The 22,630-nt window shown below is 41.5% G+C and carries 18 protein-coding genes and 1 pseudogene; 17 read left to right on the plus strand and 2 right to left on the minus strand.

The window, feature by feature from the left end:
- The first annotated feature begins 3 nt into the window (after window positions 1-3).
- The 16 genes and pseudogenes from atpC (at window position 4) to ACFO6W_RS12725 (ending at window position 13,321) form a co-directional block, all read left to right on the plus strand.
- A complete protein-coding gene (gene atpC / locus ACFO6W_RS12650) occupies window positions 4-252 on the plus strand; it encodes an ATP synthase F1 subunit epsilon (protein ID WP_006799684.1) in 249 nt (82 codons plus the stop codon).
- A gap of 3 nt (window positions 253-255) precedes the next feature.
- The gene (locus ACFO6W_RS12655; RefSeq protein WP_379996949.1) at window positions 256-657 is read left to right on the plus strand and encodes a hypothetical protein; all 402 of its coding nucleotides are present in this window, start codon (window positions 256-258) and stop codon (window positions 655-657) included.
- 3 nt (window positions 658-660) lie between these two features.
- Window positions 661-1,773 carry a F0F1 ATP synthase subunit A gene (gene atpB / locus ACFO6W_RS12660; protein ID WP_379996951.1) on the plus strand — a complete coding sequence of 371 codons (1,113 nt, stop codon included), beginning with the start codon at window positions 661-663 and terminating at the stop codon, window positions 1,771-1,773.
- Between the two features lie 190 nt (window positions 1,774-1,963).
- The gene (gene atpE / locus ACFO6W_RS12665) at window positions 1,964-2,212 is read left to right on the plus strand and encodes an ATP synthase F0 subunit C (RefSeq protein WP_006799681.1); all 249 of its coding nucleotides are present in this window, start codon (window positions 1,964-1,966) and stop codon (window positions 2,210-2,212) included.
- A gap of 97 nt (window positions 2,213-2,309) precedes the next feature.
- Window positions 2,310-2,810 carry a F0F1 ATP synthase subunit B gene (atpF, locus tag ACFO6W_RS12670; RefSeq protein ID WP_006799680.1) on the plus strand — a complete coding sequence of 167 codons (501 nt, stop codon included), beginning with the start codon at window positions 2,310-2,312 and terminating at the stop codon, window positions 2,808-2,810.
- 5 nt (window positions 2,811-2,815) lie between these two features.
- A complete protein-coding gene (locus ACFO6W_RS12675) occupies window positions 2,816-3,370 on the plus strand; it encodes a F0F1 ATP synthase subunit delta (protein ID WP_379996954.1) in 555 nt (184 codons plus the stop codon).
- A 77-nt stretch (window positions 3,371-3,447) separates the two neighbouring features.
- Window positions 3,448-5,034, plus strand: coding sequence for a F0F1 ATP synthase subunit alpha (gene atpA, locus ACFO6W_RS12680; RefSeq protein WP_291111734.1), 1,587 nt, complete (start codon window positions 3,448-3,450; stop codon window positions 5,032-5,034).
- Between the two features lie 7 nt (window positions 5,035-5,041).
- Window positions 5,042-5,929, plus strand: a complete 888-nt coding sequence (locus ACFO6W_RS12685; RefSeq protein WP_379996956.1) for a F0F1 ATP synthase subunit gamma — start codon at window positions 5,042-5,044, stop codon at window positions 5,927-5,929.
- Between the two features lie 173 nt (window positions 5,930-6,102).
- On the plus strand, window positions 6,103-6,723 hold the full coding sequence (locus ACFO6W_RS12690; protein WP_379996958.1) for a TetR/AcrR family transcriptional regulator: 621 nt from the start codon (window positions 6,103-6,105) through the stop codon (window positions 6,721-6,723).
- A gap of 11 nt (window positions 6,724-6,734) precedes the next feature.
- Window positions 6,735-7,994, plus strand: a complete 1,260-nt coding sequence (locus ACFO6W_RS12695) for a TolC family protein (RefSeq protein WP_379996960.1) — start codon at window positions 6,735-6,737, stop codon at window positions 7,992-7,994.
- 37 nt (window positions 7,995-8,031) lie between these two features.
- A complete protein-coding gene (locus ACFO6W_RS12700) occupies window positions 8,032-8,931 on the plus strand; it encodes an HlyD family secretion protein (RefSeq protein WP_379996962.1) in 900 nt (299 codons plus the stop codon).
- A gap of 213 nt (window positions 8,932-9,144) precedes the next feature.
- Window positions 9,145-9,348 carry a winged helix-turn-helix domain-containing protein gene (locus ACFO6W_RS12705; protein ID WP_379996964.1) on the plus strand — a complete coding sequence of 68 codons (204 nt, stop codon included), beginning with the start codon at window positions 9,145-9,147 and terminating at the stop codon, window positions 9,346-9,348.
- Window positions 9,345-10,256, plus strand: coding sequence for an ABC transporter ATP-binding protein (locus ACFO6W_RS12710; protein WP_379996966.1), 912 nt, complete (start codon window positions 9,345-9,347; stop codon window positions 10,254-10,256). The genes ACFO6W_RS12705 and ACFO6W_RS12710 overlap by 4 nt, the downstream gene beginning before the upstream one ends.
- Before the next feature lie 14 nt (window positions 10,257-10,270).
- Window positions 10,271-10,999: pseudogene (locus tag ACFO6W_RS12715) on the plus strand (ABC transporter ATP-binding protein); the annotation flags it as partial.
- A 15-nt stretch (window positions 11,000-11,014) separates the two neighbouring features.
- Entirely contained in the window at window positions 11,015-12,121 is a 1,107-nt protein-coding gene (locus ACFO6W_RS12720; protein ID WP_379996970.1) for an ABC transporter permease, read from the plus strand.
- Window positions 12,122-12,208: 87 nt separating this feature from the next.
- Window positions 12,209-13,321 carry an ABC transporter permease gene (locus ACFO6W_RS12725; RefSeq protein WP_379996972.1) on the plus strand — a complete coding sequence of 371 codons (1,113 nt, stop codon included), beginning with the start codon at window positions 12,209-12,211 and terminating at the stop codon, window positions 13,319-13,321.
- Window positions 13,322-13,414: 93 nt separating this feature from the next.
- On the opposite strand, the gene ACFO6W_RS12730 is transcribed toward ACFO6W_RS12725, so the two are convergent.
- The gene (locus tag ACFO6W_RS12730; protein WP_379996974.1) at window positions 13,415-15,523 is read right to left on the minus strand and encodes a DUF349 domain-containing protein; all 2,109 of its coding nucleotides are present in this window, start codon (window positions 15,521-15,523) and stop codon (window positions 13,415-13,417) included.
- Between the two features lie 126 nt (window positions 15,524-15,649).
- A complete protein-coding gene (gene porW, locus ACFO6W_RS12735) occupies window positions 15,650-19,267 on the minus strand; it encodes a type IX secretion system periplasmic lipoprotein PorW/SprE (protein WP_379996976.1) in 3,618 nt (1,205 codons plus the stop codon).
- Between the two features lie 1,105 nt (window positions 19,268-20,372).
- On the opposite strand from porW, the gene ACFO6W_RS12740 reads away from it, so the two are divergent.
- Window positions 20,373-22,532: an elongation factor G gene (locus ACFO6W_RS12740; protein WP_379996978.1), complete on the plus strand. Its 2,160-nt coding sequence runs from the start codon at window positions 20,373-20,375 to the stop codon at window positions 22,530-22,532.
- The last annotated feature ends 98 nt before the right edge of the window (window positions 22,533-22,630 follow it).

The following is a 22,630-nucleotide window of genomic DNA, read 5'->3' on the forward strand; positions in this document are numbered from 1 at the left end:
AATATGAAAAAAACAGAACTCCAACTTAATATTATATCAGCCGAAAAGAAACTGTTTTCGGGTGCTGTGGCTTCGGTAGTCATACCCGGCATATCGGGCAGCTTCGGAGTTTATCCCGACCATGCACCGTTGATTTCACCATTAAAAGAAGGTGTAATTATTTATACGGTCGGCGGATCGGAAAAAACAGTAGAGGTGAATGGCGGTATAGCGGAAGTGAACAACGGAGTTGTGACAATTTGCGTAGCTTGAAGGATGGACTTTTTTAAAGCCAAATTAATTACTTCGTTACTGGCATTCGGCCTTATCGCAGGGGCTTTGATCGGTGCTTTGCTGTACTATCAGTTCCCGCAGTATTATCCGCACTGGTACGAAGGCATTTTGCTCTTTTTCCTTATACTGGAATCTTTGATTCTCATTTATGTAGAATCGGCAAGCCGGAAGGCTACTTCGCGGCAGATGTTGAATACATATATGCTGACAAAGGTGATAAAGATATTTGCAGCACTCATTTTTGTTGGGGCATATGCAATTATAGTCAAGGAAAATATAAAGAGTTTCGTTCTTATTTTTATGATTTTCTATCTGTTGTTCCTGGCCGTTGAAGCCTATTTGTTCACCAGAATAGAAAAACGGATCAAGAAAAAACAACAATAGTATATGAAACACTATTTGAAATATGTTATAGCCATACTCTTTCTGTTTGCAGTCGCGGGCATGCAGCCTGTAGCGGCGGAAGAAGGACATGAAGCCAAAGTGGAGCAGGAAGAAGGCGAATTGAACGTAAAAGAATTGATTCTCGACCACCTGGCCGACTCCTATGAATGGCATATGGCTAGTTTCGGCGATTTCCATCTGAGCATCCCTTTGCCAATTATAGTAAAGGGTGAAACCAGCGGGTGGCATATATTTATGTCAACCAGATTCCATCACGGGCACGAAGCATACGAAGGCTTTTATATTGCTCCCGATGGTAAATATAAAGGCAAAATAGTAGAAAAGAATGCAGCAGGAGAAGAAGTGCGTCCGTGGGATTTTTCACTTACCAAGAATGCTACTAGCCTGATAATCAGCTCTGTCTTATTGCTCATTATAGTGATGAGCGTTGCCGGTTGGTATAAAAAACAGGCGAAAAGCGGGGAAAAGAAAGCTCCGAAAGGTTTTGTCGGTTTCATGGAAATGTTCATTATGAGCGTTCAGGATGATATCATCAAACCTTGTGTGGGTAAGAATTACAGGAAGTTTTCACCTTATCTGCTTACCGTATTCTTTTTCATCTTCTTCAACAATATAATGGGATTGATCCCTATATTTCCGGGAGGGGCGAATGTGACGGGCAATATTGCCATCACGCTGATATTGGCACTGTTTACATTCTTTACAGTAAACCTTTTCGGGACAAAAGAATATTGGAAAGAAGTATTCTGGCCAGATGTGCCGACATGGTTGAAAGTTCCGATTCCGATTATGCCTGCTATCGAGTTGGTAGGTGTCTTTACCAAGCCGTTTGCATTGATGATTCGTCTTTTTGCAAATATCCTTGCCGGGCACTCCATCGTATTGGGTTTGACATGTCTGATATTTGTTACGGTCAATCTGGGAACTGTCATCAATAGCTCGATGACTGTAGTTTCTGTATTGCTCACAATTTTTATCAGTCTGGTAGAAATTCTGGTTGCATACATCCAGGCGTATGTGTTTACTATGTTATCGGCTGTATTTATTGGTCTGGCACAAGCCGAACCGCATCATCATGCAGAAGAAAAGCATTAAATTGATTAGCCAATTTGAACCAACGGTCAGCGATCTAAAATGTGCCAATATGCCAATGAAACGAATTTAAAGAAACAATAAAACCAGTTTACTCGTTTACTTGTCAACTTGTGTTTGACGTGTAACTCGTAACTTGTAACTCATAACTAAAATAAAACAATAAATAATTAACTAATTAAAAGTAAAAATTATGTTACTATCAACTTTATTACAAGCAGCAGAAGCTGCAAGCTTAACAGGTTTTGGTGCTGCACTTGGTGCAGGATTAGCTGTAATCGGAGCAGGCATCGGTATCGGTAAAATCGGTAGTTCTGCTATGGAAGGTATTGCCCGTCAACCGGATGCAGCCGGAGATATCCGTACATCCATGATTATTGCGGCAGCGTTAGTAGAGGGGGTTGCCTTGTTTGCTGTTGTTGTATGCGGATTTATCCTTTAATAAATATTTAAGGATTTAAGATTTAAGGATTTAAAAATGTGATAATAACGCTTTAATCTTTAAATATTAAATTTTTAAACATTAAATTAATAAAAATATGAATTTACTATTACCTGAATCTGGGCTTCTCTTTTGGATGCTTCTTTCGTTCGGTATTGTTTTCTTCATTCTCGCTAAATTTGGTTTCCCTGTGATTACCAAAATGGTGGATGAACGCAAAAACTATATACAGGACTCATTGGATGCAGCTCATAAAGCGAATGAGCAGTTGGCCAAGATAAAAGAAAAAAGTGATGAACTTCTTAACTCGGCCAAAGCAGAACAGGTGAAGATCTTGAAGGATGCTGCCGACACCCGCGACCGTATTGTAAACGAAGCGCGTGAACAAGCAAAAGTGGCTGGGGCTAAAGAACTCGAAGAAATAAGGAAACAGATACAAGCGGAAAAAGAGCAGGCTATCCGGGACATTCGTCGTCAGGTAGCCGAGCTTTCCGTCGATGTGGCCGAAAAAGTTCTTCGCGAATCTCTGAAAGACCCAAAAGCTCAGATGTCAATGATTGATCGCCTGGTTGATGAGGCTATGGTATCTAAATCTTAACTGTTATGAATGAAGGGATGATCTCTAAGCGATATGCTAAAGCGTTGTTGCAATTTGCTATTGACAATAAATCCGAAAATATTCTCTTTTCGGAGATGAAGGTGCTTGCAGCTGCATTTGCAGCCGAGCCCCGGTTGCGTATGGCAATGGATAATCCTACGTTGAACGCTGATGATAAGCTCGCGCTGATTAAAGCCTCCATAGGGGGAAAAGGCAGCGGTGTGTTTGTCCGGTTTGTCGATCTTGTTGTGAAAAATAAAAGGGAGGTATATCTTCGGAATATAGCATTGAGTTATGTGGACTTATATTGTGAGTCGAAGCATATCAATACAGGAAAGCTCGTGACAGCTACACCTGTAGATGCTGCTGTAACAGAGAAGATGAAGGGATTGCTGCAAACAATCAAACCCGGAACCCTTGATTTTGAAATAAGTGTAGACCCTGATATCGAAGGAGGGTTTATTCTTTATATCGATACATACCGGCTCGATGCCAGTGTGAAGACTCAGCTGAAGCGGATTAAACAACAGTTTGTCGCAGAAAACAGTAAGATGAATTAATGTACCAATATGCCAATATGAAAATGAGTGAATGAAACTCATAATTCATAATTTATAACTTATAACTAAATTGATTTATGTCTGAAAATATAAAAGCAAGCGAAGTCTCTGAAGTGCTGAAAATGCAGCTTGAGAACATTAGCAACCGCGTGCAATTCGACGAGGTGGGTACTGTTCTTGAAGTAGGGGACGGTGTTGTTCGCATATATGGACTGAAGAATGCGGAAGCCAATGAGCTTCTTGAGTTCGACAATGGCATTATGGCCGTTGTGATGAACCTCGAGGAAGACAATGTGGGAGCTGTATTGCTTGGCCCGTCCGATCAGATCAAAGAAGGTTTTTCGGTAAAACGTACAAAGAGAATTGCCTCCATCAATGTGGGTGAAGGAATGCTCGGACGTGTAATCACCCCGCTTGGTCAGCCGTTGGATGGAAAAGGTCCTATTACGGGCGAACTACTCGAAATGCCGTTGGAGCGCAAAGCTCCGGGGGTTATTTATCGTCAGCCTGTTGCGCAGCCGTTGCAAACAGGTCTGAAAGCTGTGGATGCCATGATTCCGATAGGTAGAGGTCAGCGTGAGCTTATCATTGGTGACCGCCAGACCGGAAAAACAGCAATCGCCATCGATACGATTATCAATCAGAAATCGAACTATGAAGCCGGAGACCCTGTATATTGTATTTATGTAGCTATCGGTCAGAAAGCTTCGACAGTAGCCAATATCGTTGAAACACTTCGTGAAAAAGGCGCGATGAAGTATACCGTTGTTGTTTCTGCTACGGCAGCCGAACCTGCGGCCTTGCAGTATTTCGGCGCATTTGCGGGAGCTGCTATCGGAGAGTATTTCCGTGATACAGGCCGTCATGCCCTTGTGGTTTATGATGACTTATCTAAGCAAGCGGTAGCTTATCGTGAAGTGTCCCTGATTCTTCGCCGTCCTCCGGGTCGTGAAGCTTATCCGGGAGACGTATTCTACTTGCACTCACGTTTGTTGGAGCGTGCAGCCAAGATTATCAGTCAGCAGGAAGTTGCCGAGCAAATGAACGACTTGCCCGAAAGTCTTAAAGGTAAAGTAAAAGCGGGAGGTTCGCTTACCGCATTACCTATTATCGAGACTCAGGCGGGTGACGTGTCGGCATATATCCCTACTAATGTGATTTCTATTACCGACGGTCAGATTTTCCTTGATGTTGACTTATTTAACTCAGGTTTGCGCCCTGCTATTAACGTTGGTATATCCGTATCGCGTGTGGGTGGTTCGGCTCAGGTGAAGGCGATGAAAAAAGTGGCCGGAACATTGAAGATAGACCAGGCTCAATATCGCGAGCTGGAAGCATTTACTCAATTTGGAGGGGATCTGGATGCTGTAACGGCAATGACTATCGACAAAGGTAAGAAAAATACCCGGCTGCTTGTTCAGCCACAATATGCGCCAATGCCGGTAGAACGCCAGATTGCAATATTGTATTGTGGTACAAACGGACTGTTGAGGCATGTTCCTGAAGATAAAGTCCATGATTTTGAAACTGAATTTCTGAGAACATTGGAAATGCAGCATCAGGCAGATGTATTGGACCAACTGAAAAAAGGTGTTATCAACGCGGATATAGAGAATATTATTAAGCAGGTTGCGAAGGATACAGCCGCTCAATATAGAAAATGATTGAATTATGGCATCTCTTAAAGAAATAAAAACCAGGATTACTTCGGTAAAAAGCACGAAGAAGATTACTTCTGCGATGAAGATGATAGCATCATCTAAGCTTCACAAAGCTCAGGCTGCCATCAGCAACTTTCTACCGTATCAGGCAAAGTTGGATGCCATTCTGACTAATCTGCTTTCTTCGGATACAAGTTACGATTCACCTTTTACTCAGACAAGAGATGTGAAAAAGGTTGCAATAGTAGCCTTTGCTTCCAACTCTTCGCTGTGTGGAGCTTATAATGCCAATGTTGTGAAAGAGTTTAATGCTACATACAACAGGTATAAAGCGTTGGGAAAGGACAATATCCTCATATATCCTATAGGTAAAAAAATCGCTGATGCTGTGAAGAAGCAGGGGTTGGTATCCCAGGGAGATTATAAGGAAATGGCCGATAAGCCATCATACGTGATGGTGCAGGATTTGGCAAAAGATTTGATAAAGAAGTATATCGATAAGGAGATAGACGAGGTGGTTTTGATATACCACCATTTTATATCTACTGGTTCCCAGAAGCTGAGGAATGTACTTTTCCTACCTTTCGACCTTAGTCATACGCAGCCGGATGACACAGCAAACAAAAACGCTGTCCAGACCGATTATATTCTGGAACCTTCGAAAGAAGAGATATTGGAGAGCCTGATCCCTACGGTACTGTATTCACGTCTGTATGCAGCGTTGCTGGATGCTAATGCATCGGAACACGCAGCCCGTACGATGGCTATGCAGATAGCGTCGGATAATGCGGATGAGCTTGTTCAGGATCTGATAATCCAATACAACAAGTCTCGTCAGCAGGCAGTGACTAACCAGTTGCTGGATATTATCGGCGGAGCTTCAGCATTGCAAGGTTAATAATACTCTTAAGCCATATAATAAGGGATTGTTTCTACAGGAACAATCCCTTATTGTTTTTTGTATCCGGTTGATTATAGAATAAAGAATAATATTTTTAAAATAAATATTTAATCATTTGATTAAATCGAAAATTCAATTTATATTTGCATCATGAAAGTAATGATCTGCTTATGGAAAAAGATATATCCACAGAAGAAAAAATAAAGAAAGCCGCACGAAAAGTTTTTCAGGAAAAGGGGTACGGGCAAGCCCGTACACGTGACATAGCCGATGAAGCCGGTATAAATCTGGCATTACTCAATTATTATTTTCGCAGCAAAGAGAAACTCTTTGATATAATAATGGAGGAAAGTATGCAGCAAATGTTCGGATTGATAGTTGGCGTTGTCAATGATGAAAGCATCGAGTTGTCAAGAAAGATAGATTTAATTGTAAATCGCTATGTAGATTCTCTTTTGGAGAATCCGAATCTGCCACTGTTTGTGTTAAGTGAAATACAGGCAAATCCCAAAAAACTGATGGAAAGAGTAGGCATCTCTGAGAATCTCATCAAAAACAATTATTTCTATAAACAGATGTCGGATCAGATGAATAAGAAAGATCTAAAAGGAATTGACCCGCTTCAGATTTTCATTAACATCGTATCAATGACAGTATTTCCTATTGTAGGCAAACCTCTGTTGATAAGCATACATAGTCCGATGACAGAAGATGACTATGCCAATTTCATCAATGACCGCCGGAAACTGGTTCCGCAATGGATAAGAATGATGTTGAAAATAGACAAATAATCCCTGGAATTATGAAAAAGTATCTGTTGTTTTTGTTGTTTTCAATTCCGTCCTTTGTTTTTTCGCAGGCAACACTTTTATTGGAGGTCTGTCAGCGGAAAGCAAAAGCGAATTATCCGCTTATCAGACGGTATGAGCTGATAGAGAAATCGAAAGAGTATAATCTGTCGAATGCAGGAAAGGGATATTTGCCCCAGTTCTCTTTGTCGGCAAAAGCATCGTATCAGTCGGAAGTGACTAAGATACCGGTTACTGTTCCGGGGATAGACATCAAAGGACTAAGCAAAGATCAGTATTTTGCAACGATAGATATTACCCAGACTATCTGGGACGGAGGAGTAATCGGCTCAAAAAAAAATATAACCAATGCAAATGCCGACGTGGAGAAAAAACAATTGGATGTGGAGCTATATACAATAAACGATAGGGTCAATCAATTGTATTTTGGTATATTGTTACTTGATGCCAGGTTGAAGCAAAACAGCCTGTTGCAAGATGAATTGCAGCGTAACTACAACCTGATTTCGAGCTATATTCAAAACGGAGTAGCCAATCAGGCCGATCTGGATGCAGTCAAAGTAGAACAGTTGAAAACGGAACAAAACAAAACACAATTGCTGTCGAACAGAAGATCTTATCTGGACATGCTCGCTTTGTTGATAGGTGAGAGTCTGGATAAAAGTACCACATTGCAAAAGCCGGAAGGGGAAGACCTGATGATTTTATCACAAGTGAATCACCCCGAGCTGGAGCTTTTCGACGCACAATTCAACAGCCTTGAAATACAAAAAAAATCAATTAAAACAGGCTATATGCCAAAGTTGGGTTTGTTCCTCACGGGTGGTTACGGCAAGCCGGGATTGAATATGCTGGATAATGATTTCTCACCGTACTATATTGGGGGAGTCCGTTTGTCTTGGAACTTTGGAAGCCTTTACACTCAAAAGAATGATAGAAAGCTGATAGAGGTTAATCAGGATAATGTACTTACACAGCGTGAGACTTTTCTTTTCAATACAAGTTTGGAAACCACTCAGGACCAACAGGAGATAGAAAAGAACCGGGATTTATTGAAGTATGATGATGAAATAATCTCACTCCGCAGTAGTGTAAAACGGGCAGCAGAGGCAAAAGTAGCTAACGGAATACTGACCGTTACCGACCTGATGCGCGAAATAACCAATGAGGATCTGGCAAAACAAGATAAAATACAGCATGAAATCGAATTACTTCTATCTATATATAATCTGAAATATACGACGAATAATTAATCTCCCTTCGCCGGGTAGCTAGTCTAAAATATACGTTATGAAATTAATAAAATACTTATCGTTCATCAGTATAATTTTCTTAATATCCTCTTGTGGAAATAGCAATGGTGACTATGATGCATCAGGTGTATTTGAAACGACCGAAGTGATTGTCTCTGCAGAAGCGAACGGGAAGATAATGCAATTTGATCTTGAAGAAGGTCAACTCCTCGACGCAGGAAGGGAAATAGGTTATATAGACACCGTACAGCTATATCTGAAAAAGATGCAGTTACAGGCCAATATGAAATCGGTGAAAACCCGCTATACCGATGTCCCGCGTCAGATAGCAGCCACAAAACAGCAGATAGCTACTCAGAGAAATGAACTCAAACGTTTCGAGAATCTGGTAAAGTCCAATGCCGCCAATCAGAAACAAGTAGATGACATCAATGCTCAGATACTGGTATTGGAAAGGCAGTTGGCTGCACAAACCGAGACATTGGAAAACTCTAACAAGGGAGTATCCGAAGAAAGTACAGGGCTGGATATACAGGTTGCCCAGTTGAACGATCAATTGCAGAAATCCATTATTACAAGCCCGATAAAAGGAACTGTATTATCCAAATATGCGGAACAGGGAGAACTGGCAACTCAGGGCAGGGCACTATTCAAGATTGCCGATATGGACAATATGTTTCTGCGGGCGTATATTACTTCCGGTCAGCTTACAGAAGTGAAAATAGGGCAGCAGGTCAAGGTATTTGCCGACTTCGGCGAAAAGGATATGAAAGAGTATGCGGGTACTGTCACATGGATATCGGATAAATCGGAATTCACTCCGAAAACTATCCAGACACGGGACGAACGGGCCAATCTGGTCTATGCGGTAAAAATAGCCGTAAAGAATGATGGCTACCTCAAAAAAGGAATGTATGGAGAGTTGAAACTGCGCTAAAAATCAATATAATCTTGAGATCCTGAATTGATATATAAGGACACCGGTTTCATCGGGAAATAGTATCTGTTTGTCGATTTATTATTGCCCGTAAACTATAGCGGACATATTTTTATATCGGAAACTAATAAAACGTATTCTTACGGAAAGGAGCTTTGAAGATAAGCATCCGTTTAAAAGAAGAAGTTGTGGAATCTTGAAATTTTATTGCATATGTTGAATAATCTTATTAGTGCTGATGCTGGATTGATATGGCAATTACTCTGCGAAAGGGGTATGATGACAATTGATGATATAGAAAAAATAACAGGTTACAGACAGATGTATGTATATCTCACCCTTGGCTGGCTTTCGAGAGAAGATAAAATACATTATCTGGAAAAGGATGATAATCTGTATGTTGAATTAAACAAATGAACGCGATTTCAGTACAGAATATAAATAAAAAGTACCTCAATGTTCACGCTCTGAACAATATCAGTTTCGATGTGGAGCAAGGTGAGATATACGGTATTATCGGCCCCGACGGAGCAGGTAAGACTAGTCTTTTTCGCATACTTACCACATTACTTCTGGCTGATAGCGGTACAGCTACAGTCGATGGGCTTGATGTCGTCGGTGATTATAAGGAGATACGCAAACGAATCGGCTATATGCCGGGCAGATTTTCACTTTATCAGGATTTGACAGTAGAAGAGAATCTCGAATTCTTTGCTACCGTATTCAATACGACCATTCAGGAAAACTATCATCTGATAAAAGATATTTACCAGCAGATAGAACCATTCAAAAACAGGAGAGCCGGTAAGTTATCGGGAGGTATGAAACAAAAGCTGGCACTAAGTTGCGCCCTTATACATAAACCCTCCGTATTATTTCTCGACGAGCCTACAACCGGAGTAGATCCGGTTTCTCGAAAGGAATTCTGGGAGATGCTCAGAAAACTGAAAGAACAGAATATCACCATTCTTGTATCTACTCCTTATATGGACGAAGCTACGCTTTGCGACCGTATTGCACTTATTCAGCAAGGCAGTTTTTTGCAGGTAGATACACCGCAAAATATTATAGACCGGTTTTCCGAACCGTTATGGTCGGTAAAGAGTGATCAGATGTATCGGTTGTTAAAGGATTTACGGCAATACGATATGGTGAAAAGCTGCTTCACATTTGGGGAAACACATCATATCACAGTCAGTGGTAATCTGAATATAGCCGAACTGAAAACCTATCTTGCTGATATGCAACATAAGAGTATAGAAATACATGCTATTCAGGCAACGATAGAAGATTGCTACATGCAATTGGCTCAAAATAACGAATAATGACAGAAAAAGTAATACAGACGGAAAATCTCACAAAGAAATTCGGCGATTTCACGGCCGTAGATAATATTTCTTTCAGTGTAGATAAAGGTGAGATATTCGGATTTTTGGGAGCAAACGGAGCCGGGAAAACAACTGCGATGCGCATGCTCTGCGGATTGAGCTATCCAACTTCGGGAAAAGGCATGGTTGCCGGGTTCGATATTGCCAGGCAGCAGGAAAATGTAAAGAGGAATATAGGCTATATGAGCCAGAAATTTTCTTTATATGAAGACTTGAAGGTGTGGGAGAATATGCGACTGTTTGGAGGAATATATGGGATGAGAGACAAACAGATAGCTGCCAAAACCGACGAGATACTTACCGAACTGGGTTTTATAAATGAACGTAATACGCTTGTAAAAGAACTACCCCTCGGCTGGAAACAGAAACTGGCTTTCTCGGTCTCTATCTTTCACGAACCTAAGATCGTTTTTCTCGATGAACCTACCGGAGGTGTCGATCCTGCCACACGCCGGCAATTCTGGGAACTGATATATCAGGCATCGGACAGAGGTATCACCGTATTTGTCACTACTCACTATATGGATGAAGCTGAATATTGCCACAGGGTATCTATTATGGTCGATGGTAAGATAGAGGCTTTGGATACTCCTCACAATCTTCGCCATCAGTTCAATGCGGATAGTATGGACGGAGTATTTCAGCAATTGGCGAGGAAAGCACAAAGGGGGGATAACTAATAACTTTCAACTATTATGAAACAATTCATAAGCTTCGTCAAAAAAGAATTCTTCCACATATTTCGCGACAGGCGTACCATGCTTATTCTTCTTGGCATACCTATCGTGCAGATTATCCTTTTTGGCTTTGCCATCACTACCGAAGTGAAAAATACTCAGATTGCGATATTCGATCCATCAAAAGATATTTCTACGCAGCGTATCACGGAACAATTGCAGGCCAGCGAATACTTTACCGTTGCAGAAGTCTTGAATAACCCTGATGATATAGATAGAGTATTCAAAGAAGGGAAGGCAAATCTGGTAGTCGTCTTCGGAGAGAATTTCAGCGATAACCTGCTTCATACGGGGGAAGCATCCGTACAGCTTATAACCGATGCCACCGACCCTAACCAGGCCAGTATGCTGTCCGGTTACGCGGCCAGTATTATATCTTCGTATCAGCAGGAACTGATGCGGGAATACCAGCTCCCTTTCCGGATTATACCTGAAATAAGAATGCTGTATAACCCTCAGCTTAAAAGTGCCTATAACTTCGTCCCGGGAGTAATGGGACTTATATTGATGCTAATATGCGCCATGATGACATCCATAGCCATTGTACGCGAGAAGGAACTGGGAACAATGGAAATATTATTGGCATCACCTGTTAAGCCTATATATATTATTCTGGCAAAAATGGTTCCGTATTTCACCCTATCTTTTGTCAATCTGTCCACGATACTCCTTTTGTCGGTCTTTGTATTACAGGTCCCTGTTGCGGGCAGCCTGTTCTGGTTGACAATTGTTTCGGTCATTTTTATTATGGTGGCATTGGCTCTGGGGCTTCTTGTCTCTACGATTGTGGATACACAGGTCGCCGCCATGCTGGTTTCGGGTATGGGCTTTATGATGCCGGTGATGCTACTTTCGGGAATGATATTTCCTGTAGAAAGTATGCCTGTAGCTCTTCAATGGTTTTCGGACATCATACCTGCGAAATGGTATATATCGGCTGTAAGGAAACTGATGATAGAAGGTGTTAGTGTCATATTTGTATGGAAAGAGATGACAATACTGTTGATAATGGCAATATTCCTGATCATGATAAGTTTAAAGAAGTTCAAAACAAGGCTCACTTAATAAGCTGTTGGCTTTTATAGCCATCAGCTGTTGGAAAATACAGGAAAAAGGCTATAGGCTAATGTCTGACAGCTAAAAGCGAATAATATGATAAAGTTTCTTATCGAGAAAGAATTCAAGCAGATTCTGAGGAATAAATTCCTTCCGAAATTGATAATGGTCTGGCCTGTAATGATGATGCTTGTTATGCCTTGGGCGGCGAATCAGGAGATAAAAGATATCAGCCTGAGTGTTGTCGACAATGACCATAGCTCTTATTCGGAACGTCTTGTGAATAAAATAACATTTTCCGGGTATTTTATTCTGACTGATGTTTCTGCGTCGAATAATAAAGCCTTGGAGAGTATAGAATCCGGTAAAGCGGATATTATACTGGAAATACAACCTGGATTTGAAAGGGACCTCGTAAGGGACGGGACTGCCAATGTAATGATTTCGGCAAATGCTGTGAATGGCGTCAAAGGAGGGCTGAGTTCGTCCTATATGACTTCTATTCTTAATGACTTCGGGAGTGAAATACGGGGTGAATGGGTAAACGCAGGCACAAAGACAATTCTGCCGGTAATCAATATAGTACCTCAGAATAAGTTCAATCCGCATCTGGATTACAAAGTGTTCATGGTGCCGGCACTGATGGTTATGTTACTCACTCTACTTGCAGGATTCCTTCCTGCCCTGAACATAGTCGGTGAAAAAGAGGCCGGAACTATCGAACAGATGAATGTGACACCTGTAAACAAGTTTACTTTTATTCTCGCAAAATTGATCCCATACTGGATTATCGGAGGTATTGTCTTGACGGTTTGTTTTCTGCTTTCCGCTTTTGTGTATGGGTTGACTCCTTCGGGAAGCCTTCTCTCTATCGGCCTCTTTGCAGGTGTTTACACGCTTGTAGTTTCGGGATTGGGACTGGTTATCTCAAATTATTCGAATACAACGCAACAGGCCATGTTTGTGATGTTCTTTTTCCTTATCGTACTGATTTTGATGAGTGGTATGTTTACTCCCATAAACAGTATGCCGGAGTGGGCAAAAATCATTACGATGGCTAATCCTTTGAGATATTTTATAGAAGTCATGCGTATGGTATTCCTGAAAGGGAGCGCATTGGCAGATATGACAAGGCATATGGTTGTCCTCATCGGATTTGCATTATTCTTTAATATATGGGCGGTAATCAGCTATAAGAAAACCAATTGAATCAAAAAAAAATCCTCTGATTTTCACATTGATAGAAACAAGAAAGGACACTTTTTCAGGTGTCCTTTCTTTATATTCTGAGATAAGAATTATCTATTTTTCTAACTCATTCAGGTTTTCATCAATGGCCTCTATCTTCTTCACAAGCAAGTCCATCTCATTTTTCAGATTCTCTATCTTATGAGTAATGTCTTTCAATAGTCCTCCGCCACCTTTAGATGAAACAGAAAGGAAATTCATATTATTCTCATAAGTTTGAAGATCTGTTTTCACCTTATTATACTGGTGCATCAGATGATCCCTTTCCTTGTATAATACCCGTTTGGGATTATCTTGTTTTGACATATCCTTCATATTCGACTTGAATGCTTCGAAACGGCGTTCGGTTTTATCCACTTTCAAGCGGTCGTAATGGGCATCTACGGCCTGATGAAACTCTTTATAAATCCTATCTTTTTCTTTAAACGGAACGAATCCTATTTTATGGAATTCATCAGCTAAAGAACGCACCTGGGCGATTGCTTCCGATGCTTCCAAAGATTGGTCTATATTGTTTATCTTCTCTATGACTTCTTTCTTTGCTGTGAGATTTTCAAGTTCTTCACCTTTTTGTGAAGATTCGTTCTTCTTTTTCTGTTCGAAGAAATAATCGCAGGCAGTGACAAACTCTTTCCAGATAGCATCCGAATATTTACGTGGAACCGGACCGATGGTTTTCCACTCTTTCTGTATACCTATGAGTTTATCTGCTGTAGATTTCCATTCGGTGCTGTCTTTCAGCATTTTTGCCTGTTCGCATAAAGAACGTTTTTTCTCGAGGTTGATATCCATCTCGTCCCTCACCCCTCTGAAAAATTCGCTTTTACGTTCGAAGAATGTATCGCACAATGCCCTGAACTCTTCAAATATCTGTGTGTTCACCTTTTTAGGCACAAACCCAATGGTTTTCCATTTAGCCTGCAACTCAATTACTTCCTTGCTTTTTTCATCCCAATCTTTGAATGAATTAAGCGTAGAATAATCAATTGTCTTGAGGGTTTCGCAAATAGCTGTCTTCTCGGCCAGATTCTCTTCTTCTTTTCCTTTCAAAGACTCGAAATGTGTCTGGTATTTTTTATTTATTGCCGTAGATGCATCTTTGAAGCGCGTCCATGTCTCTTCTCTGAGTTCTCTTGCTACAGGGCCTATCTCGCGCCATTGCTGATGGAAGTTTTGAAGCTGATGGAATGCTGATACGGCATCTGCGTCCTCCATCAGTTTTTCTACGGCTTCAATAATGGACGTTTTCAGTTCCAGATTTTTTTTGAAATCATAATCGCGGAACTCGTTGTTTATCTTTATCAGGTCATAGAATTTCTCTGTGTAAATCTGATATGATTTCCATAGTTCTTTCACCTTGGCCTGAGGAACCAACGCTATATCGTTCCATTGCTGTTGTAAGTCTTTGAATTCTTTATACAACTTGTTAAAGTCGTCTGAACTTTCAGTCAGATTCTTTATCGAATCTATTATCTGGATCTTCTTATTATAGTTTTCTTCTTTAAGTCTTTCTTCGGCAATAGCATTACTTGCCCGCTTTTCCTTTATCTCGTTTAGGAAAGTTTTCACCACATCTTCACTGGGATCGGGTGTAGGCGTGAAAGCTTCAGCGTCATTGCCGTCTTCCAGAAATGCGGCTTTCTCTGCTTCTACACTCGCCGAACGAAGTTTATAATATGCCTGTTTCAGGCTTTCCACATCTGTACGCGAAGGTAATTCGGATTGTGATGCAAGATTTTTTAAATTTTCTATTATCTCATCCTTTGTTAAAGATGCATGCTTTGCCACAGGAGCCTCTGTTGCCTCTGGTTGCTCTGTGTCGTCTTCCGACTCGTCTTTTTCTGCCGCAGTAGTTGATTCTTCCGGTTCTGCCGCAGTTTCAGCTTTAGCTTCTGCTTCAGGAACTTCAGGAACGGCATCTTCTATAGGTTCAGTAGTATCCGGAGCTACAGTTTCTTCTACAGTTTCAGCATCTTTCGCTGGCTCTGGTTTTTCAACTGGCTCTATATCTTTTACTGGCTCTATATTTTCAGCCGGGGATTCTTTTTCAGCAGATATATTCTCCACCGCTTCAACATTTGCTTCTACCGGCTTTGTTTCTTCGGCTTTGTTCTCGTCAGAAGAGTCTCCCACAGGCAATTTGGGCTCTAGGTTCTCGTTCATATAGTTAGTTTTTAATGGATGTAGGTAATACCTTATGTTTTTCGCACGGCAAATTAATCATTTTTTTTTGTCATATCAACTATTAATATAAAGTTTTTTAACTAACGTAGCTAAAATAGGGTATTATCATCTATCTTTCTCCTGCTCTTTTCGTTTTTCTTCGGCTTGTTTTTCCTTTTCTTTACGCTCTGCTTCGCGGGCTTTTTCCTTTTCATCACGTTCTTTTTCACGTTGACGAAGACGTTCTTTTTGCTGGCGTTCTTTTTCTTTACGTTCTTCTTCGCGGGCTTTCTCTTTGTCTTTGCGTTCTCTTTCCTGTTGCCGTTGCCGTTCTTCCTGCTGCCGGATACGTTCTTTACGCTCGTTCTCTTTCTGCTTGCGCTCGTCCTCTCTTGCCTTAATCGCAGCGCGTTCTGCATCTTTCTTCTGCTGTTGCTCCAGTTGTATTTGTTGCTGGCGTTGCTTTTCTACAGCTTTTATGGAATCCTGGGCTGCCTTTTCTGCTTTGGCTATAGCATCAGCCTTAATTTTCTCAATCTTGCCGATAGAATCCTGTCTGGCTTTTTCTATTGCTTTCAGTTCCTTCTGGCGTTGTTTCTCCTGGCGTTGCTGCTCTTTCAGCTCCGCTTTTTCTTCCTTGGTCAGATTTTCTTTGTTTTTATATTTACCGAACAAGTTTTTGATGCCATCCACCGGATTATTTACAATATCTTCGACAGATTCTATTACATCATTTACTTTTCCGGCTTTCTCCAATTGTTCTTTAGTAAGCAGGTCGTCAGCATTTATTTGTTTATCATTGACAGGTTGTTCTGGTTGTTTGACAACTTCATCATCCTTCTTTATAATTTCCTCTTCTTTTTCCGGTTGGGTGATATCATCTGGCAATTCCGGTAATGTTACATTGGATTCATCAGTAGCCGGTTGTACTGTCAGACTGTCAATTATCCCCTTATTGTTCCAATATGCGACCAATTGAGGCAATTGTTTTTCATAATGTTCTGAGAAGAATATCATATATTGATCCAGTCCCAGCCGGGGAAGCATATTTGTATAATTATCGACCGAGATTGGTAGCGCCAGTATAGAAGTATCCATTTTATGCATCAGCCCTTCTTCGCCAAAGGCCTTATTCATATACGACCTGATATTGGCAAACGATTCGAATCCCTTTACCTGCAAAATATCGTATGGTGGCTCGGTGTCGAAATTCAGGTCGAATGTTTGAATCACGTAATTGGAGAAATTATAATCAGCTACCTGATAGAGTAATTCATTCCGGTCTATAGTATTTGATTTATACATCAGTAACAACAAATACTCTGTGTTCAAACTGTCACTATAAGCCAATGTTTTTCCGTTTTGGCCAACCATTGCACTGTCTCCCAGATACGCTTTGCTCCAATCGAACTCTGTAATAGGTGTGCCGTCGGCCAGAATGATGCGGCCCTCTTTTATCCTTTCCAGGATTTCTGTAGCCAGTGGAGTAACGTCCGCTTTCGGATATTTTTGTACTACTTCGGTCAGATTATCACCCAATGCTTTTATATCGCGGGTCTGAGCATAAGATAAGGCGTTCAGGAAAGCAAATTTGGGCATCATATCCGTAAACGGATATTTTGCCCTCATAGCCTGATAATTATTTCTCACAATCTGTACATCGGCCTTACTATAAGCATCATAGGCTTCATTATACAACGAATCCTGCAGGAGTGGCATATGCCTGAAATTCCATTCAAAATCAGGTTCGGACAACGGTGTCGCATATTGCCCCTGAGGGAATTCGGTCAGTAATTTATTCCTGTACACAGCCAGCATATCCTGATCGCCGAGCCGCATGTATATCAGTAACAACTGGTAATATATTTCTTCCAGATTAGGCGTGGCAGGAAAACGGCTTATGTCCGTATTAAAGGTCTCTATAGCCAGAGGCATGTCTTCGAGCTTGTCTTTGTATATTTTTCCCATGTTGAACAGGGCATTCTCGATCAGTTCGTCAGCTTCTTTTACAGCCTCCTCGGTAAGCGGTAATTGTTGTAAGTAGTATTCCACGGAATATTTGTCTTCTATAGCGCCCTTCTCCCCTGAAACCGCCGTATCTTCCGGTACTGAGCCCGTCTTGCCTATACTTATAGAGTCTGATCGGTTTATTTCATCCAACTTATCCAAAGGAGATATACCCGATTTACTCCGCCTGCGCCAGTCGTCTTCCAGTTTGCGGTTTCCCCATTGCTTCTGAAAAGCCACTTTTCCCTGGGATACAGTTTGCTCGTTATAGAAATAGAATTGAGTATCCGACCCTTGCAGACCTGCCGTTCCCGGCTGAAATACCTGATTTTGCGGGATGTTATTGGATAAGCTTGTTTCCAGTTGGTCCCAACTGGAGATCCGGCTCTCTTGTTCTTCTACCCGCTTCTGCCTTTCCTCTTTTTGCAGGCGCTCTTCTTCCTCTTTTTTTAGTTCGTCTATCTTTTTATGAATGATCTCCAAACGTTGTTCTTCGGGAAGGCTCGCCAAATGCAGCAAACTATCCTGTTCGTAAACAACGATGGCATGCACAACCAATTCGTCCAGAACACCGGAACGAAAGGCGACACGCGGATAATTCATATCTGATTTTTTCAATTGAGGTAAAGCTTCGGAATAACAGGGCTGGGCCGGAATAAAATTCCTCCTGTTGAAATAGATGTCTCCAAGCGCTACCTGTGCCATAGCTTTATCGTATCCGTTGCGGACACTTTCTTTTATCGCGGTGCGGTAATTTTCTATAGCCATAGCCGTATCTTGCTGTTGCAGGTATATGTTCCCGATGGTATTGTATACCTGATCTTTGTAATCCTTGTTCTTCGAATTTTTAGCCATACTCCTGAGGGAAGAGATCACGTCGGATGTTTTTCTGGACGCATTGAGTTGTAATTCCTGCAATTTGGCGTTAAATGTAAACTTATAAGGAGTATTCATCCCGTATACATTCGAGAAAGCCTTAGCGGCGGCGGTTTTATCTCCCGTTTCGATATGTAATTGTCCCAGCAGATATTTTAAGCGGAGTTTTTGATTCTTATCCTTTTCTTTCTTTATAGCATATTCCAGATGAGGAACAGCTTCCGCGTATTCTTTATTTCTTACCAGATAATTTGCCTTTACAGCCGAATACAGTGCTTTCTGGCTTTCGGGAGCACCTCCCGCAATTTCCATCTTATACAATATATTGCCGGCCTCGTACATCCATCCCATCTCTGTGTAGGCCCTGCTGATCCACAATTGGCATTCGGCTACAATATCGGGATCAGAACTGTATATCTTTGTGATATACATGAAAGTGGTTATCGCCCGCAGGTAATTGGCTTCATAAAATTCGGCCTTAGCCAGCAGGAGCCATACCTGATCCATAAAAGGGGTATATTCTTTTTGCTGAAGCCATGCCTGGTATTTTTCGTCATTCCTGCGTTTAGGGTCGCGGCGGGGTTTTGCTTTTATGGAGTGCAACTTTATAGCCTTCGTCGTTTTGTCTATGGTAGTTGTAAAACTTCCGCCGGGAGCCTGCATAGAGGCAGAGTCCGAATTGTCGGGGAAAATATACAGCATTTGCGAAAAGTTATCTTCCTGACCCTGACTTCTGGCCTTTAGGGTTTCCTTATACGCTTCGTTCGCATTGAAATGGATATTATAACGGGTATTTACGGAATGGTAAAAGCGTGTCAAAGCGGTGTTCTTCTGGTTAGAACACGATACTAATAAGAACACTAACAGTACACTTAGTCCAAGACATAGTGTACATACCGTTTTGTTTTGTGACACGTATAATTCGACGGCTGATTATTACATATAATAAAACACAAAAATAAACAATTTATTGTTTGGTCTGTACTTTTCAGTAAACAGATAGTAAGGAACAGTGAACTGTGAATAGCGAGCGGTTAGCAGTAAACAACTTGTATTACTCAGCTTGTAACTATTTATGGAAAAGACGAGCAGTTTACAACAATGTTATGGATAGATATCCCTTTTGTCATTCTCTCCATGTTTCTCGTTTCAGGGCGCCGTTTCAGGAGCGTTACCCATACCCGGTGCGGGCTATCGTATATCAGGCTTTCAGCCTAAAATAACCCTGAAAGGGTTACATATTTCAACCCAACGGTAACGCCTTGGGTATAAATAATGATCTTCGGTAAACGCCCTGTAAGAGCAGTATATAAACTTTTGCCATTACTGTCACTTTTCTTTTACAGATTTATCTATATAATAGCTGACAGCTTTTAGTTCTTTGAAGTATTGATTAAAGCAGTTACGAGTTACTTCGCCCTAGGGCAGTTACAAGTAAAAGAGACACGAGATACAAGTAGACGAGATACGACGAGTTACGAGCTGTAGACTAATGACTGCTATGTTGACTGTTTACTGACATATCTGTTACCTTTGTTACCTTTTAACAGTTACAAGTTTACCTCGCCTTCGCTTCGGCGAATGTTATTTCTTCGCCCTAGGGCAGTTACGAGTTACGAGGAAAAAAAATTAGCTCCGCTGACCGTTGGTTCTTAATTTTTCATTCTTAATTCTTAATTGCTTTCCGTGTTACCTTTGTTACCTTTTGCGTTTTAGCGTCTCTACGCGAAATACTGTTTACTGCTAACTGTTTACTGTTAACTGTTAATTGATTCTCCCGGCTGATAGCCGATATCAGTGAAAAAACTTAAAGGCAAATAGAATTTTTTTAACATGTTACTATATTTAGCATGACAAAAATGATAATTTCCTCAAAACATTTCACTAATTTTGGAAATGTCGCCTCAAAATGAGGCTATTTTGGTAAAAGGTATAATAATATTAACCATGTAAAACATTTTTAGCCATGAGAACTTACCAAACACAAGAAATCAAGAACATAGCTATTCTTGGTAGTTCGGGAGCGGGCAAAACCACTCTCGCCGAAGCCATGCTCTACGAAGCGGGTGTCATAAAACGCAGAGGAAGTGTAAAGGACGGAAATACAGTCTCGGACTATTTCCCCGTGGAAAAAGAATACGGATATTCCGTTTTTTCCAGCATTTTCTCTGTGGAATGGATGAATAGAAAACTTAACTTTATTGATTGTCCGGGATCAGATGACTTTGTGGGAAATGTCGTTACCTCGTTAAATGTGACAGATACAGCGCTGATGGTGCTGAACGCCCAGTATGGAATGGAAGTGGGCACTATAAACCAATTGAGATATACTCAAAAATTTAAGAAACCGGTGATCTTTATTGTTAACCAATTAGATCATCCAAAGGCAGACTTTGATAATGTGGTTTCCCAACTTAAAGCCGATTATGGCGAAAAGGCAGTGTTAATACAATATCCGATCAATTGCGGGGAAGGTTTTAATGCTGTTGTCGATGTTTTGAAATTTAAAATGTTCCGATGGAAACCTGAAGGTGGTGTTCCTGAGGTTCTCGATATACCTGCCGAAGAATTGGATAAGGCAACCGAATTGCAGCAAAAACTGATAGAGGCAGCTGCGGAAAACGAAGAGTCCCTGATGGAGAAATTCTTTGAACAAGGGACGCTGACTGAAGACGAAATGCGTATGGGTATCCGTTGGGGGTTGGTGAACAGGGATTTGTTCCCGGTATTCTGCGTATCTGCCGAAAAAGATATGTGTGTGCGCCGTACAATGGAATTCCTTGGTAATGTGGTGCCTTACGTACGCGACCAGCCTGCGCCTGTGAATACCGAAGGGGTAGAAGTGAAGCCGGATTCGGAGGCGCCTACCAGCCTTTTCTTCTTTAAGACAATGGTTGAGCCGCATGTGGGAGAAGTTTCTTACTTTAAGGTAATGAGCGGTAAGGTGCATGAAGGGGACGACCTGATAAATGCCGACAGAGGTTCGAAAGAACGTATCGGCCAGATTTTCTGTCCCGCCGGACAGCAGCGTTCAAAAATAGAAGAACTGGTGGCAGGAGATATCGGTGCGGCAGTGAAACTAAAAGATGTGCGTACAGGGAATACCCTGAATGCAAAAGGCGCGGATAATAAGTTTAACTTTATAAAATATCCGGACCCTAAATACCGTCGTGCTATAAAGGCCGAAAATGAGAAGGATACGGAAAAGATGAACGAGGCGTTGCAGCGTATGCATGAGGAAGATCCTACATGGGTAATCGAAAACTCGAAAGAGCTGAAGCAACTTATCGTATCCGGGCAAGGTGAATTTCACCTGAAAACATTGAAATGGAGGATCGAAAACAATGATAAGATAGCTATTGTTTATTCCGAACCTAAGATTCCGTATCGTGAAACCATAACGAAGGCTGCACGCGCGGATTACCGCCACAAGAAGCAGTCGGGAGGTGCCGGACAGTTTGGAGAAGTACATCTGGTTGTAGAGCCGTATACAGAAGGAATGCCATTGCCGGATACGTATAAGTTTAACGGACAGGAGTTTAAGGTGCAGTCACGCGATGTGCAAACTTATGAACTCGATTGGGGTGGCAAGCTTGTCTTTGTCAGCAGTATTGTCGGAGGTGCTATCGATGCACGCTTCCTGCCGGCTATATTGAAAGGGGTGATGTCGCGTCTGGAACAAGGCCCTCTTACAGGCTCGTATGCGCGTGATGTCCGTGTGGTTGTTTATGATGGAAAGATGCACCCGGTAGACTCCAATGAAATCTCATTTATGCTTGCGGGACGTAACGCGTTTAGCGAAGCGTTTAGGAACGCGGGCCCGAAAATCCTGGAACCGATCTATGATGTGACAGTAACTGTTCCATCGGATAGGATGGGGGATGTGATGGGAGACCTCCAGAATCGCCGTGCCATGATTATGGGAATGGAAAGCGACAAGGGTATAGAGATACTGAATGCCAAAGTGCCGTTGAAAGAAATGGCTAACTATTCTATTTCGCTTAGTTCACTGACCGGAGGCCGTGCTTCGTTTACTATGAAGTTTGCGAGTTATGAGCTTGTACCGTCCGATGTTCAGGACAAGTTATTGAAAGAGTACGAGGCAAGTCAGAAAGAGGAAGATTGATTAATCTGATATAATAAAGAAGAAAAGAGTACCAATACGGCAGGAGTGGTCGGAAGAAATATCTTCCGACTATTTTTTTATATAATCATTTGATATTA

Source organism: Dysgonomonas termitidis, assembly GCF_042654545.1.
In the GTDB taxonomy this organism is placed as follows: Bacteria; Bacteroidota; Bacteroidia; order Bacteroidales; family Dysgonomonadaceae; genus Dysgonomonas; species Dysgonomonas termitidis.

Excerpts from the sequence above, each read along its gene's own strand:
- atpC (WP_006799684.1), top strand. The coding sequence starts at position 4 with ATGAAAAAAACAGAACTCCAACTTAATATTATATCAGCCGAAAAGAAA.
- ACFO6W_RS12655 (WP_379996949.1), top strand. The coding sequence starts at position 256 with ATGGACTTTTTTAAAGCCAAATTAATTACTTCGTTACTGGCATTCGGC.
- atpB (WP_379996951.1), top strand. The coding sequence starts at position 661 with ATGAAACACTATTTGAAATATGTTATAGCCATACTCTTTCTGTTTGCA.
- atpE (WP_006799681.1), top strand. The coding sequence starts at position 1,964 with ATGTTACTATCAACTTTATTACAAGCAGCAGAAGCTGCAAGCTTAACA.
- atpF (WP_006799680.1), top strand. The coding sequence starts at position 2,310 with ATGAATTTACTATTACCTGAATCTGGGCTTCTCTTTTGGATGCTTCTT.
- ACFO6W_RS12675 (WP_379996954.1), top strand. The coding sequence starts at position 2,816 with ATGAATGAAGGGATGATCTCTAAGCGATATGCTAAAGCGTTGTTGCAA.
- atpA (WP_291111734.1), top strand. The coding sequence starts at position 3,448 with ATGTCTGAAAATATAAAAGCAAGCGAAGTCTCTGAAGTGCTGAAAATG.
- ACFO6W_RS12685 (WP_379996956.1), top strand. The coding sequence starts at position 5,042 with ATGGCATCTCTTAAAGAAATAAAAACCAGGATTACTTCGGTAAAAAGC.
- ACFO6W_RS12690 (WP_379996958.1), top strand. The coding sequence starts at position 6,103 with ATGGAAAAAGATATATCCACAGAAGAAAAAATAAAGAAAGCCGCACGA.
- ACFO6W_RS12695 (WP_379996960.1), top strand. The coding sequence starts at position 6,735 with ATGAAAAAGTATCTGTTGTTTTTGTTGTTTTCAATTCCGTCCTTTGTT.
- ACFO6W_RS12700 (WP_379996962.1), top strand. The coding sequence starts at position 8,032 with ATGAAATTAATAAAATACTTATCGTTCATCAGTATAATTTTCTTAATA.
- ACFO6W_RS12705 (WP_379996964.1), top strand. The coding sequence starts at position 9,145 with ATGTTGAATAATCTTATTAGTGCTGATGCTGGATTGATATGGCAATTA.
- ACFO6W_RS12710 (WP_379996966.1), top strand. The coding sequence starts at position 9,345 with ATGAACGCGATTTCAGTACAGAATATAAATAAAAAGTACCTCAATGTT.
- ACFO6W_RS12720 (WP_379996970.1), top strand. The coding sequence starts at position 11,015 with ATGAAACAATTCATAAGCTTCGTCAAAAAAGAATTCTTCCACATATTT.
- ACFO6W_RS12725 (WP_379996972.1), top strand. The coding sequence starts at position 12,209 with ATGATAAAGTTTCTTATCGAGAAAGAATTCAAGCAGATTCTGAGGAAT.
- ACFO6W_RS12730 (WP_379996974.1), bottom strand. The coding sequence starts at position 15,523 with ATGAACGAGAACCTAGAGCCCAAATTGCCTGTGGGAGACTCTTCTGAC.
- ACFO6W_RS12740 (WP_379996978.1), top strand. The coding sequence starts at position 20,373 with ATGAGAACTTACCAAACACAAGAAATCAAGAACATAGCTATTCTTGGT.